The 13,889-nt window shown below is 26.7% G+C and carries 13 protein-coding genes and 1 tRNA gene; 8 read left to right on the top strand and 6 right to left on the bottom strand.

The window, feature by feature from the left end:
- Positions 1-20: 20 nt before the first annotated feature.
- From BINT_RS13685 to BINT_RS13675, 3 genes are all read left to right on the top strand, one after another.
- The gene (locus BINT_RS13685; RefSeq protein WP_041177514.1) at positions 21-1,334 is read left to right on the top strand and encodes a sodium-dependent transporter; all 1,314 of its coding nucleotides are present in this window, start codon (positions 21-23) and stop codon (positions 1,332-1,334) included.
- A gap of 158 nt (positions 1,335-1,492) precedes the next feature.
- A complete protein-coding gene (gene dnaX, locus BINT_RS13680) occupies positions 1,493-3,070 on the top strand; it encodes a DNA polymerase III subunit gamma/tau (RefSeq protein WP_014489161.1) in 1,578 nt (525 codons plus the stop codon).
- A 673-nt stretch (positions 3,071-3,743) separates the two neighbouring features.
- A complete protein-coding gene (locus BINT_RS13675) occupies positions 3,744-4,793 on the top strand; it encodes a pseudouridine synthase (protein WP_014489160.1) in 1,050 nt (349 codons plus the stop codon).
- 450 nt (positions 4,794-5,243) lie between these two features.
- Here the strand turns inward: BINT_RS13675 and BINT_RS13670 are convergent, their stop codons facing one another.
- From BINT_RS13670 to lspA, 3 genes are all read right to left on the bottom strand, one after another.
- Positions 5,244-5,843, bottom strand: a complete 600-nt coding sequence (locus BINT_RS13670; RefSeq protein WP_041177513.1) for a leucine-rich repeat domain-containing protein — start codon at positions 5,841-5,843, stop codon at positions 5,244-5,246.
- Between the two features lie 87 nt (positions 5,844-5,930).
- Positions 5,931-6,920 (bottom strand): RluA family pseudouridine synthase, encoded by a 990-nt coding sequence (locus BINT_RS13665; protein ID WP_014489158.1) that lies wholly within the window; start codon positions 6,918-6,920, stop codon positions 5,931-5,933.
- 2 nt (positions 6,921-6,922) lie between these two features.
- The gene (gene lspA, locus BINT_RS13660) at positions 6,923-7,498 is read right to left on the bottom strand and encodes a signal peptidase II (RefSeq protein WP_014489157.1); all 576 of its coding nucleotides are present in this window, start codon (positions 7,496-7,498) and stop codon (positions 6,923-6,925) included.
- Positions 7,499-7,708: 210 nt separating this feature from the next.
- Between lspA and rfaE1 the strand changes: the two genes are divergently transcribed.
- Positions 7,709-8,716 (top strand): D-glycero-beta-D-manno-heptose-7-phosphate kinase, encoded by a 1,008-nt coding sequence (gene rfaE1 / locus BINT_RS13655; RefSeq protein WP_014489156.1) that lies wholly within the window; start codon positions 7,709-7,711, stop codon positions 8,714-8,716.
- A 251-nt stretch (positions 8,717-8,967) separates the two neighbouring features.
- On the top strand, positions 8,968-9,894 hold the full coding sequence (locus BINT_RS13650) for a hypothetical protein (protein WP_014489155.1): 927 nt from the start codon (positions 8,968-8,970) through the stop codon (positions 9,892-9,894).
- Here the strand turns inward: BINT_RS13650 and BINT_RS13645 are convergent.
- Both BINT_RS13645 and trmD read right to left on the bottom strand, forming a co-directional pair.
- A complete protein-coding gene (locus BINT_RS13645; protein ID WP_014489154.1) occupies positions 9,891-10,382 on the bottom strand; it encodes a GNAT family N-acetyltransferase in 492 nt (163 codons plus the stop codon). The genes BINT_RS13650 and BINT_RS13645 overlap by 4 nt on opposite strands.
- A gap of 16 nt (positions 10,383-10,398) precedes the next feature.
- A complete protein-coding gene (trmD, locus tag BINT_RS13640; RefSeq protein ID WP_014489153.1) occupies positions 10,399-11,133 on the bottom strand; it encodes a tRNA (guanosine(37)-N1)-methyltransferase TrmD in 735 nt (244 codons plus the stop codon).
- A 338-nt stretch (positions 11,134-11,471) separates the two neighbouring features.
- Here trmD and BINT_RS13635 point away from each other — a divergent pair, with 338 nt between their 5' ends.
- A complete protein-coding gene (locus tag BINT_RS13635) occupies positions 11,472-11,717 on the top strand; it encodes a BrnT family toxin (protein ID WP_200859234.1) in 246 nt (81 codons plus the stop codon).
- Positions 11,710-11,886 (top strand): hypothetical protein, encoded by a 177-nt coding sequence (locus tag BINT_RS13630; protein WP_014489151.1) that lies wholly within the window; start codon positions 11,710-11,712, stop codon positions 11,884-11,886. The genes BINT_RS13635 and BINT_RS13630 overlap by 8 nt, the downstream gene beginning before the upstream one ends.
- A 39-nt stretch (positions 11,887-11,925) precedes the next feature.
- On the opposite strand, the gene BINT_RS13625 is transcribed toward BINT_RS13630, so the two are convergent.
- Positions 11,926-13,389 carry a hypothetical protein gene (locus tag BINT_RS13625; RefSeq protein WP_014489150.1) on the bottom strand — a complete coding sequence of 488 codons (1,464 nt, stop codon included), beginning with the start codon at positions 13,387-13,389 and terminating at the stop codon, positions 11,926-11,928.
- A gap of 301 nt (positions 13,390-13,690) precedes the next feature.
- Between BINT_RS13625 and BINT_RS13620 the strand changes: the two genes are divergently transcribed.
- Positions 13,691-13,764: transfer RNA gene (locus BINT_RS13620), tRNA-Ala, on the top strand.
- Positions 13,765-13,889: the final 125 nt, after the last annotated feature.

The following is a 13,889-nucleotide window of genomic DNA, read 5'->3' as shown; positions in this document are numbered from 1 at the left end:
AAAAATTAAGTGTGTCATATATGAAAAAAGAAAGAGGGAATTTCAGCGGCTCTATAGGTTTTATTATAGCTTGTATAGGTTCTGCAGTTGGAATAGGTAATGTTTGGATGTTTTCTTGGAGAGTAGGGCAGTTCGGCGGAGCAATATTTATTATATTATACTTTTTCTTTGTTATTGCTTTAGGTGTAATAGGTTTAATAGGCGAATTTACATTAGGCAGAATGAACAGAACAGGTCCTATAGGGTCTTTTGAAAATGCTTTAAAAACTAGAAATAAAAATTTTGGCGGTATCATAGGTATTATTCCTATGATTGGATCACTTGGTATTGCTATAGGATATTCTGTAGTTGTAGGCTGGATATTAAGATATACTGCTGGTGCTATAGATGGCAGTTTATTTTCATCTTCAGATATTGGTCTATATTTTGTATCTCTTGTAACTGATTTTGGAAGTATACCTTGGCATATTATGGGAATAGTTATTTGCGTTCTAATATTAATTGGGGGAGTAAGTAAAGGAATAGAACTTACTAATATGTTCTTAATACCTTTATTCTATATATTATTTATTATATTATTAGTGAGGGTATTAACTTTACCTAATATAAAAGAGGGAATAGATTATTTATTATTTCCCGATTGGCAAATTTTATCTAATCCTAAAGCTTGGGCTATGGCACTTGGTCAGGCTTTTTTTTCTTTATCTTTAGCTGGAAGTGGAATGGTAGTATATGGTTCATACTTAAAAGATGATATAAATATACCAAAGGCTGCAGTTCAAACAGCTATCTTTAGTTCTTTGGGGGCTTTATTATGTGCTTTTGTAGTTATACCTGCTGTATTTGCATTTGGAATAAATCCTAATGCAGGACCTCCTTTAGTATTTATATCAATACCTTTAGTATTTCAGAAAATGCCTTTTGGTTATTTTTTCTCTATACTATTTAATATATCTATATTATTTGCGGCTATTTCATCTTTAATAAATTTGATGGAATGTCCTATTGAGGCTTTAGAAAATAGATTGAAATTATCAAGAAAGGCTGCTGTTATTACTATTGGTATAATCATGATATCTGTTGGTATTTTTATAGAAAGAGCTGATAGAGTGGGAGCATGGATGGATTTTGTTTCTATTTATATTGTTCCTACAGGAGCTATGCTTTCAGGTATAATGACTTTTTGGATTTTCGGAATGAAAACTTTCAGGGAAAATGTAGAAAAGGGTATGAATAAACCTTTACCTAAGTGGTTTGATTTTATGTCTAAATATGTATTTGTTGGAGTATCTGTTTTGATTTTAATATTAAGTATCACATTAGGCGGATTCTAATGAATATATAATTTATTAATAATAAGGTTAGGTTATTATGCCTAACCTTATTATAAAATTATAACTTATAAAAAATCAAAATTGACAAATAATAATAGTCTGTTAAAATAAATTAAATCAAAAATAATAAAAAATAATTTAAATGGAACACTGTAAATATGGCTGAAAACTATAAAGTAATTGCAAGAAAATACCGTCCTCAAACTTTTGAAGAAGTTATAGGTCAGGAACATATCACTAAAACTATATCAAAAAGTATAGCTCAAAAGAAGATAGCACATGCATATCTTTTTTCAGGTGCTCATGGAGTTGGAAAAACTTCCCTTGCTAGAATTATAGCTAAAGCCCTAAATTGTGTTAATGGCCCTACTGATAAGCCTTGTGGAGTTTGTCCTTCTTGTACTCAAATAGAAAACGGTACTCCTCTTGATGTTATAGAAATTGACGGTGCAAGCAACAGAGGTATAGAGAATATAAGAACAATTATTGAAAATGTACGCATATCTCCGGTTGCCGGTAAATATAAAGTATATATCATAGACGAGGTGCATCAGATAACTAATGAGGCTTTTAATGCTTTGCTTAAAACATTAGAAGAGCCTCCTGCTCATGTGGTTTTTATACTTGCTACTACTGAAGCTGAAAGAGTACTTCCTACTATAAGAAGCCGCTGTCAGCAATATACTTTTAAATCTCTTGGTATAGAAGACTTAGAAAAAATATTAAAAGGCATACTTGATAAAGAAAATATTAAATATGATGAAGAAGCAATTTTCTTAATAGCTAAACAGGCCAGAGGTTCTGTACGTGACAGTGAAACTATACTTGAAAAGATGATAGCTTATACTACAGATAAAAAGTATATAACTAGTGCAGATGTTAATGCTGTTGTAGGCGGAAATAATTTCTCTTTTGTCAAAGAGTTTTTTGATATCATGATTTCAGGGGATAAAAAAACTTATTTTGAATTTGTGAAGAAATTATTTGAGGAGTCTGTAGATCCTAGAACATTCATAAACAGTATAATCGAGTATATACGTGTTGTGCTTATGATAAAAAGCGGTATTGATGATATAAAATTATTAGAGATAACAGAAAATGAGAGAGATGATTTAAAAGTTTTTGCTAATCATTATAGCGATGATGAGATAGAGAGAATACTTGATTATATATTATCGACTGAAGAGCGTATAAGAAGTGCTTCTAATACTAGAACTATATTTGAAATGCGTATGCTTTTGCTTCTTAATACTGACAATTTGATTCGTCCTGTAGATATAATATCTTCAAATATGCAGGCTGCTGTTTCTGTTAATGAAGATTATGGATTTGAAAGCTTAAGCAATAACAATAATACATCTAATAATAATACTCCGGCAGTGAATCAGCCTAAACCTCAATATGATGTTCCTTTAAGCCCTAATGATAAGAGAAGAATATTCTATAATAAAATACTTTCATTTATAGAGTCAGAAAGCCCTACTATATATTCTTTATTATCTCAAGGAAACCCTATAGAAAGTAAAGGTGCTGTTTTAATAGTGGCATTACCTGATCATATATATGATATGACTCAAACAGATAAACGCATAAATGATTTGGTAGCAAAAGCTATACCTCATTTCACTAAAAATAAAGATGTGGCTATACAATTTCAGAAGGCAGTTGAAGGAAACATGATAGATAAATTAAAAAGTAAATTGCAGGCTACAGAGGTAGATGAAAGTTCTTTATAATTTTTTATAGAATTATAGTTTTTGTATATAGCTAAACAATTATATGAACAATATACAATAAATACACATACTACAATTTAATATTTAAAAAATATGTATTGAATATAGTGTAATACCATATTATTATCAAAAATGCAGTCTTTCGCGAAGCGTATTCGAGTTTATATATGATATAAGGTTATTTTACCGACGTTATGCGTACAGTAGCAATGTAGCTTTCAGTATTGGTATAATGGAAACTCATGTGGATAAAGTCTACACTTGCACTTTCGCGAAGCGTGCCGACGAAGTCCACCAATGGTGTTGGCAGCAACTTTGGCGAAGTCGCGGGAAAAAGTTGAATAAAAAATTGACAAAGTTAAAAAGTTTCAGTATATACATAAACAATTATATTTTGTTAATTTTTAAAAATGTAATTATAAAATATTATTATATATTAATAATATATATATATTTAAAATGCAGCGTATATATTGTATAATAACAAGTAATCAGCCGCATACTTTACAGTACTTCCTTCGGTCGCGTATAGTTGGCTATACATAATGATTTGCAATACCGTGTGGAAAGTCTCCGCGAAGCGTAGCTAATGGGTATTAGGCTAATAGTTGACAAACTTAGATTTTTTCAGTATAGTATAAAACTTATAAAATTCAAAAGGCTATTAATAAATATGAAAAAGCAACAAAATGAAGAAGCTGTTAGGCTTGTAAAAGTTATATTAGAATCCGGTTTTGCAAGCAGGAGAAACTGCGAGAAGGCTATAATGTCAGGAAGGGTTAGGGTAAATAATCAGGTTATACTCGATCCTGCTTATAGAGTTAAAGAAGATGATTCTGTTTCTATTGACAGAGAATTAATAAAAAGACAGACTAAAAGGTATATGGCATTATACAAACCTATAGGGGTTGTAAGCACTACAAAATATTTACCCGGAAGGCGAATAATTACAGAATTTTTTAAAGGCATTAAAGAAAGGCTTTTTTATGCCGGAAGGCTTGACTCCGAATCAAGAGGTATAATGATAATAACAAATGACGGAGAGTTTGCTAATATCATTACTCACCCTTCTTATGAGATTTTAAAGGTTTATGATGTTACAGTTAATGGTAAAATAGATTCTGAAGCTCTTTTGAATGCAAGCAAAGGTATCACAATTAAAAATGTTTCATATTCTCCTTTTAAATTTAAAATCTTATCAAAGGGTAGAATACAAAGCAAAATACGCTTGACTATCAATGAAGGAAAAAACAGAGAGATAAGAAAAATATTTGATCATCTTGGTTACAAAGTTATAGATTTGGAGAGAATATCTGTAGGATGTGTCAGCAAATACGATGAAGTTTCAGGAACTTTAGAGGCTGGTCATATAAGAGATTTAACTAAAAAAGAGATAGATTTCTTCTTCAAGCAAAAAGATAAAAAATTGAAAGATATTGAAAGTATATTTGAAAATATTCCTGATGATATAGAAGATGAAAATTATGAAGATAGTATTTCAAACGATAAAGAAGAAAATAAAAAAGTACATGATAAATCCAAATGGGCTAAAGCTAAGCCTAAGAAAAAAAGATTAGTTACTAAAAAGTCATCTACATTTAAAGGAAAAATTCAGAAGAAAAATACTAAATCTGAATTTTCTGAAAATAGAAAAGATAAAAAGCTTATAGGTAAAAAAATAACAATAGAAAATCAATTAATAAAAAAAGTACTGGGAAAGTAGATTTTAAATCTAATAAACGCTAGGGCGGGTATGCTTTTTCTAAGTTAGCTATTAAAACAAATAAAATTTTTAATGCAGATATAGCTTTAAATATAAAAGGGCGGGGTATGTAATTAAGTTTTAAAATTTAATTACATTTGCCCACCCTTTATGCTTTTTAATTTATTCCGTCATTTTTTAATTATTTTTCCTTTTAGTTTTATCAGTTATTTTTGCTTCCCACCCAAGAGTTTTTTAAATTTATAATGCATTCACCGCACGCTAAGCTAAGCTATAAGTATATGCTTATTAATAATAACATGTTGATTATATAAAAAAGCCGATTCACCGTGCGTGAAGCAGATTAAAAATCTAATTAAATTTAGGGCGGGTATGCTTTTTCTAAATTGGCTTTTAATATAAATAAAATTTTTCAATACAGAGATAACTTTTAAATCTAAAGGGTGGGATTTAAAAGATTGACAATATCTTTAATTTTTTTAAATTATTTATCTCTTTAGGGATTCTTTTTAATTTGTTTGAATCAATAATTAGTTCTTCTAAATTTTCTAAATTTTTTATTTTACTATCTATCTTTTTTATTTTATTGGAGGATATATCAAGAAATTCAATATTATATAATTTAAATATGCCTTCAGGAAGAGAAGATATATTGCAGCTGCTTATGTCTAGTTCTTTTAAGTTTATGAGCTTTTCTATATCATTATCAATTTCATCAATATAATTATTAGATATATTCAAATACTCAAGCATTGTTAAATCAAATATTTCTTTAGGAATAACTTTTATATTATTAGCAGATATATCAAGCACTTTCAATTTTTTTAAATTTTTTATTTGTTTTGGAATTTTTTCTATATAGTTTAAAGATAAATAAAGTTTTTCTATGTTTGTAAGTTTACAAATCTCTAAAGACACTCTCTCAATATCCAAGTTACTCAAATTTAATTCTTTTGCTGAAGTTATTTGTTTTTTAGTCATACTTATAATATTATAGGCATCATTTTTTTTAGCCCATTTAATCAATTTATTAAAATCATTATCAGTCATTGTCATATCCTCATAGCAATATACTAATATACAATGATGACAAAAAATGACATTTATATATAATTTTATATAAATTTTTACATATTTTTATATATTATCAGAGTATAGGAAATCTGCAAAATAATCAGGATAATCTATTTCAAAATCTAATGTTTCTTTAGTAATTGGATGCATAAACTCTATTTTTTTGGCAACTAACATAAGACCCGAATATTTATTGAAACTTTTAGAATATATTTTATCACCAGCTACAGGAAAACCTTTATATGATGAGTGAACTCTTATTTGATGAGTTCTTCCTGTTTTAAGATTAATTTCTATAAGTGTATGGGCTTTGAACCTTTTTAAAACTTTTATATGAGTAAGTGCTTCTTTACCGTCATCTCTCACAGTCATTTTTTTTCTGTATATATGATGCCTTCCTATAGGCAGATTTATTTCCATATAATTATCTTTTAGTACGCCTATAACAATAGCATGATAAATCTTTTTTATAGTTCTGTTTTTAAATTGCTCTTGAATGCTAGACACTATATTAGCATTTTTTCCAATAATCATAAGTCCTGAAGTATCTTTGTCTAATCTATGTATAATTCCAGCTCTCTCTTTATTTCCAACAAAATCAAAATCTTTTATTTTGTATAGAAGTGCATTAACTAAGGTCCCGCTCATTTCAGAAGGTGAACAATGCACACTCATACCGGCAGGCTTATTTATTACTAGTAAATATTTATCTTCGTAAAGTATATCTAAATCAATGTTTTCAGGTAATGGATTTTCTGTATCTGTTTTTTCTTTTAATATATTATCTAAATTGATTATTATATTATCATTTAATTTGAGAGAATATGATAATTTTTTTTCAGCATCATTTACGATTATAGAAGTTAAATAATTTTTTACTTGGCTTCTAGTGATATTTAATTTTTCGCTTACAAATGTATCTAATCTTTTACCTATATCATCTTTTGTTATAATGAACGATTTTTTATTATTAGTACTTTCAGCATCAATTTCATCGTCTTCTATTTCTTCTGTATCAATACTATTATTATTTTCTAATTCTTCTATGCTCATAATTAATTATTTTCAGTATTGTTTTTATCAGATTCTATATTTTTCTTTTTATCAAAATCTTCTTTGAACACAAACACTCCTATAGCTATAATACATATTCCTATTGTGATAGAAGCATCAGCAATATTATAGTTATAAGGAAATCTTATAGTTTCATTGAATCCCATACTTATAAAATCAGTAACATATCCTCTCATAATTCTATCAACTAAATTTCCCATAGCCCCTCCAAGAACCATAGTAAAACCAATCATAGATAATCTTTGTTTTTTTACATTGATAGAAAGCATTATAAAGAAAATTACAATCATAGCTATGAATACTATAACTTTTAATAATTCCGGTATTATATGCTGAATTGTTTCAGGTACATTATTTAGAAAACCAAAAGATACACCGTAATTTCTTGTATATATGAATATTAATATATCTCCTATTACTCTTTTAATAATAGTTTCCTGCAAATATTTATCTATAAAATATTTAGATACTGTATCTGCTATAAAAATCAATAATGCTATTAAAAAATATATTTTCTTTTGTTTGATTTCTTCTATTACTTTATTTAATTTTATCATATTTTATTTCATCTCTTAAATTAATTTTTATTTATTATAATATGCTTTGTATTTGAAGTTTTATGAAAAATAATAATAATTTATATTCGTAAAAATTACAAGCTGTTTTGATATTATAATGATATGTAATTTTAGATATTTGTATTTACTTTTTTTATAATTTATGTTATAATTTTAAAAAATTATAAATTTATAGGAATTGATAATTATATGGACTTAAAAGATAAAGCCCAAAAAATAATAGATGCCAAAGTTCTTGTAATAGGCGATTTAATGCTTGACAGATTCACTTACGGAGATGTTGTAAGAATATCTCCTGAAGCTCCCGTACCTGTACTTCATGTAAATCATGAAGAAAATTATTTAGGTGGTGCTGGAAATGTTGCAAGAAATATATCAGCTTTACTCGGAAATAACAATAATGATAATATATTTATTATAGGTGTTATAGGACATGATAAAGCTGCAGATGTTATAATTGATAATATGAATTGTTCAAATATATCATCAAATGGACTTGTAGTAGATGATACAAGATCCACTATAACAAAAACTAGGATAGTGGCAGGTACTCAGCAGATAGTAAGAATAGATGAAGAAAGTACCAATCCTTTTTCTTCTAATATTGTGAAGAATATAGAAAAAGCATTTATTGATAATGTAGATAATTATAACGTTGTTATAATAAGCGATTATGCAAAAGGTATAATTACAAAACAGTTATCAAAAAAGATAATAGATACATGTAATAAAAAGAATAAGCCTGTATTAGTTGACCCTGCTATAAAGCATTTTTCATTTTATAAAAAAGCAACTCTTATGACTCCTAATTTGAAAGAGGCTGTGGAAGGAGCTGAAAGTAAATCTCCTTTTTATGAATTCGATGAAAAAGCCATAAAGATTTTAGGTGATAATATAATAAAAAAATTAAGCTTATCAAAGCTGATGATAACTTTAGGTGCTAATGGAATGGCTTTATTTGATAAAGAAATAAAACTCAAAGATAAAAATGTCCCTTATATAATACCTACAAAGGCAAAAAGTGTATTCGACGTTTCAGGTGCTGGTGATACAGTTATATCAGTGCTTGCTATGTGTTTATCAGTGGGTTTATCATTTAAAGATTCTTCTGAAATTGCTAATGCTGCTGCTGGTGTTGTTGTGGGTAAGAGGGGAACTTCTACTTTAACTTTGGAAGAATTAATTGATGCATTATAATTCTTATAAAATTAGTAAGTTATTTTTTATATGAAGATTGTAGAGATTATGAAGAAAAAATATTTATATTATTATTTATACTTTTATTTTTAATTTCATGTTTACCGAAGCCTTTAATAGTTCCTGCTAAGGTTGTTACGGAGCTTTCTCTTGGTAAAGATATAGGAATTTACAGCAATGAATTTGTTGATTTAGATAGTCCTAAGATATATAAAGTTGATAATGAATATTATTTCGGTGAATTTTATAGGGTGAAGAATGATACAGTTTATGCTTTGGATTTATATAATTCAAGAATGGTAATAGCTTCAGGAAGTAATGTAAGATATTTTCCATTAGAATATAAAAATCTTGAAACTTCTACAATATCCCTTATAGATTCAAATTCTAATATATATATAACCGGATACAATTTAAGATATGTAGGCGATGTTGTTGTCAGCAATGTGATGATGTCTTTGCCTTCTGAAAGTCCTTCTACTGAAGGGGATGATGCTCCTCAAATAGAAACATATACGGTTAAAGTAACAAATACTAATTATACAAAAGTAGGTTTAGTTTCTTTAAATAAAATATCTCCAGAGGGAAATACACTTTATAGTATAGATACAATTATAGATAATGAATATGAATCATTAGTGAAATTATTAACATTAACTAATCATAAATTTGCTATTTTAAAAAGAGATAAAGACAGAATACCTCTTCTTGATATATATGATATGGACAGCGGTAAAATGGAGAACAGATATTCTCTTAAAGAAGTTGAGTATATTGATACTGGTAAAATGTCATATAGAGAAATAGTTGATTGTGTTTATGTTCCTGAAAAAGAAGTGCTCGCTATACTTACAATGAACATAGTTGAGGGTAAGCATCAGGAGGATATTATATATACTTCAAAATTGGATAATTTTAAATTAAAAGAATCTTATAAAATACCATGCCGTGATAATTCTTTGGCAGTAGGTATGTCAAGTACGGGCAGGGTTACATATACCGGAATGGATAATGGAATGTATTTCTTTATAAGGACTAATCCGTTTTTATCGCAAAACCATGTTAAAGAGTATTTAGGTACAGACGGATTTAATAAACTTAGAGGAATACATATGTTTGATGATTCAGTGTACGGCTTTATGGTAGAAAATGGAGTCATTAAATTTCATAACTATTAAACAGTTTTTTGAAATGCTATTCTTTTACCGCCGTTCAATTTTAAAATGATAGTTCCGCATTGTTTAAAACCTTCTTTTTTAAGGAAGTTAAGCATAGGTATATTATCCTTATAAGTATCTATTCTAATATTGCTGCATATGCCTAAACAATAATTAAGACAAAATGATGCAACGCCTTTTCTTCCTCCAAGTACTGCTATTCTATGTATAGTGCCGTATTCTTTATCATTAAGCCAATTACCGTCATATATTTTATCATAATTTTCATCTTCTCCTACAGCAAAAGAAAAAGTACCAATTATCTCTCCATTATCATCTAAGCATACATAACTGCTGTCATTTTTTATATCCAATTCAACATCACTCTTTCCCGGATATCCATCAACCCATTGATTTGGATTATTATTTTCAGCCATGAACTTTCTTGCATAATCAAATATTTCTAAAATTTTATCAATGTCATTAACTGTAGTTTTTCTTATTTTCATTTATTAAATACTCCGATTATTTATTATTATTTTCTTTTAAATATTCAAAAATGGTTTCTATATCTTTTTTATTAAGATTGATTTTTGAAAATAGATCTGCTCTGTTTGCAAAAGTTTTTATAATGCTTCTTTTTCTTCTGTATTCATCAATATTTTTATGATTTCCAGAAAGAAGTATTTCAGGCACTTTCATATCATCTATTTCAGGCGGTCTTGTATACTGTTCATATTCTAAAAGTCCATTGCTGTTTTCTTCAAATGTATCGCTTATAACAGACTCTTCATTATTCATAACGCCTTTATATCTTGCAATAGCATCTAGCAATAAAAGAGCAGGTATCTCTCCTCCGCTTAATACATAATCGCCTATACTTAAAGCCTCATCTGCATATTTCTCTTCAACTCTGTAATCTATTCCTTCATAATGTCCTAGTATCATTGTTATATGTTCTTTATATGCAAGTTCTTTTATTTTCTGCTGAGTGAGAGTTTTTCCTGAAGGCGAGAAAATAATTGTATATCCTTTTTTATGACTGTCAAAATATTTTTTAAATATATTATAAGTCATAATCATTCCGGGACCTCCGCCATAAGGATAATCATCACATTTTTTATAATTGCCTTCTCCGTAGATTCTCATATCTTCAATATTTAAATCTATTTTTTTTTCATTGAGAGCCATTGATATAACACCGAAAGAAGTGGTGCTTTCATAAAATTTTGGAAAAAGTGTAAGAATATCTATTATCATTTTAGCATTATACTTTATACAAACTATATATCAAGTGCTTTAAATATAATAAAAATTTTGTAAGCAGTTATAATAACAGTAAAAATAAAAAAGAAAATTAGTATAAAAACATCATAATAGATTGTAAATATAAAGGGTGGGGTATGTAATTGATTTTTTAAAGTTAATAATTTTCTAAATGTCTGAACAGTCTGCTAATGATATTTTACAAGTGTTTGACTAATAAAAAGTAAATTAATTCATTATTATTGATATTATAATTTAATAATATGAAATAATATTATGATTAAATTTGAATGGGATAATAATAAAAATATTATCAATATAAAAAACATAAAATTTCATTTGAAGATGCAATATATGTTTTCTCAGATAAAAATGCCCTCATTATGAAAGATGAAGAACATTCTGATTATGAGGATAGATTTATTACAATGGGTAATATTAAAGGAAAGTTTATTGTTGTTGTAATTCATACAGATAGAACAAAAAATTCTAATGAAGAAGTTATAAGAATCATATCAGCAAGGTATGCAACTAAAAACGAAATTAATCAATATTATAATAGGGGGGATTATGAGTGATATAAAAAAAGAATATGATTTTTCAAAAGCTCATAGAATTACAGATTTCGAAAACGGAAAATTTCTTATTAATAGCGAAGATATAGAAACTCCTATTTATTTAGATAAAAAATATTATCTGAATTGGAAATTTTATCCAAACAATCAGAAACTTATATATCAGAAATAGCTAATGAAATACTTTCAAAATATCTAATTAATAAATAATCTAAGCCCCTTTTGCAAATTTTCTAAAAGCCTGAACAGTCTGCACCGAGCCGTACCAGAATAAAACTTTACCTAAAAAATAAACTAACACTCCGAATGTTTTTAAAAATAAATTCAGTTTAGACGCGGCATATTTTATAATAAGGCTGTAATCAGTAGGTATAAAATATTTTATTAACTCTGGAAATAGATTTCTATAATATAGGCGTATTATATTAGAATCAGTCAAATCAGGAATATAAAAAACAGTAAAACAAATAATTGTTATTAATATAGTCATAAATAAGGCCTTAATCCAATTCTGCCCATTATCACTGTATAAAGAACTTAAATATATTGATGCTATATCTCCAACAATTTTATATAATTCTTTTATTTTTTTAGTAAATGAATATTCTTTATTTTGTATAATGTCTTTTGACAATTTCATTAAATCATCTTTATGACATTCAATTTCTTTAGCCTTATACTTTAAGGCATCAATAGCATTATTTCTAGCATAAGCCTCATTTTTAAGAAATAAAGCACTTTCACGGTTAGCGAATTTATGAACTTTGAAATTAACCGGATTGATTAAACCTCCATTAATAACAGAGCCCTTAAAATCTGCTTCTTCTACTTCTATATTTTTTAAATTTATTCTACCATTAATAAAAGTGTTATTTATATTTATTTCATTTACTTTTTTTATATTATTTAAGTTTATAGAAGAAGTATTGTTATCAAAAACAACATTATCTAATATAATTTTTGAATTATAATTTTTTTCTTCAATATTATCATCAATATTAATTTTATTTATATCAATTATTTTTTCTATATTATTGTTTTTTAATATTAATTCTTTATTTAAGTATGAATCTATAATTTCAATACTATTTATATATTGATTATTAGCAAATGATATTCCATTTTCAAATGTAGAATTTGATATATATAATTTATCATTTATTTTAGAACTTCCAAAACATAATTTATCTTTAAAATAACATCCAGAAAAGTAAATTCCTTTATTTAATATCAGATGATCAAACCATAAATTATTTTCAAATTCAATATTATGAAATTGTATATTAGAATCAAATATATTAAAAAAATTATTGTAACTAAAATCTAACTCATTATTAATAATTAAATTATCTAATCTTAAATTGTAATGTACTTTATTTACATTAGCGTATTTTATACTAAAATCAAATAAAATGTTTTCTAAATAAAAATTAATAATGGTTTTATTTTTAATATTATTTTTATAATCTTCAATACCTATATTTAAAGTATAATATTTTTCTTCTTCATCTGTTATAATTATAATATTATTTGAATTTTTAGTTTTACATTTGCTAAGTGCTTGTTGAAGTAAATCATACTTTAGCCAATTAATAAGTTCATATTCTGAATTATATTCGGTAGGCTGTTCTGTTATACCATATCCTAATATTTCATTTATATCTAAAGTGGTCATAAAAAACTCTTAAAAAAATTATACTTCAATTATAAACCAAATAAGTAAATCAGCAACAATATGTAAGATGATAATAAGTGCTTGCAGTTCTTTTGCTTCTTTTATACCAATAAAAGAAGTGGGGGTGTGGGGGCAAAGCCACCGCAACTAAAATCACTCCTTCAAAAACAAGTTAATGCACTTTAAGCTATAAAATATTTTAAATTAGTTTGTATGCAAATGTTAAAACTTATAATTAATAAAGAAAACAAATAGATTGACTTTTACTTAAAAATAATTTAAAATGCTTGAATCTTATTAAGGGGATATAGCTCAGTTTGGGAGAGCATCACAATGGCATTGTGAGGGTCGTGGGTTCGAGCCCCATTATCTCCAATTTTTTTAATTATTTAGTTAGAGTTTATCAAAATCTTAAATTATTAAATCTGCTTTTTATTTGCAATATAAAATTATAATAGTAGTTAAAATAAAAAAGTACAAACATAATATTTATGCTTGTA

Source organism: Brachyspira intermedia PWS/A (genome assembly GCF_000223215.1).
GTDB classification, from domain to species: domain Bacteria; phylum Spirochaetota; class Brachyspiria; order Brachyspirales; family Brachyspiraceae; genus Brachyspira; species Brachyspira intermedia.
Note: the sequence above shows the minus strand (reverse complement) of the source record. Positions and strands in the feature narration are given on the sequence as shown.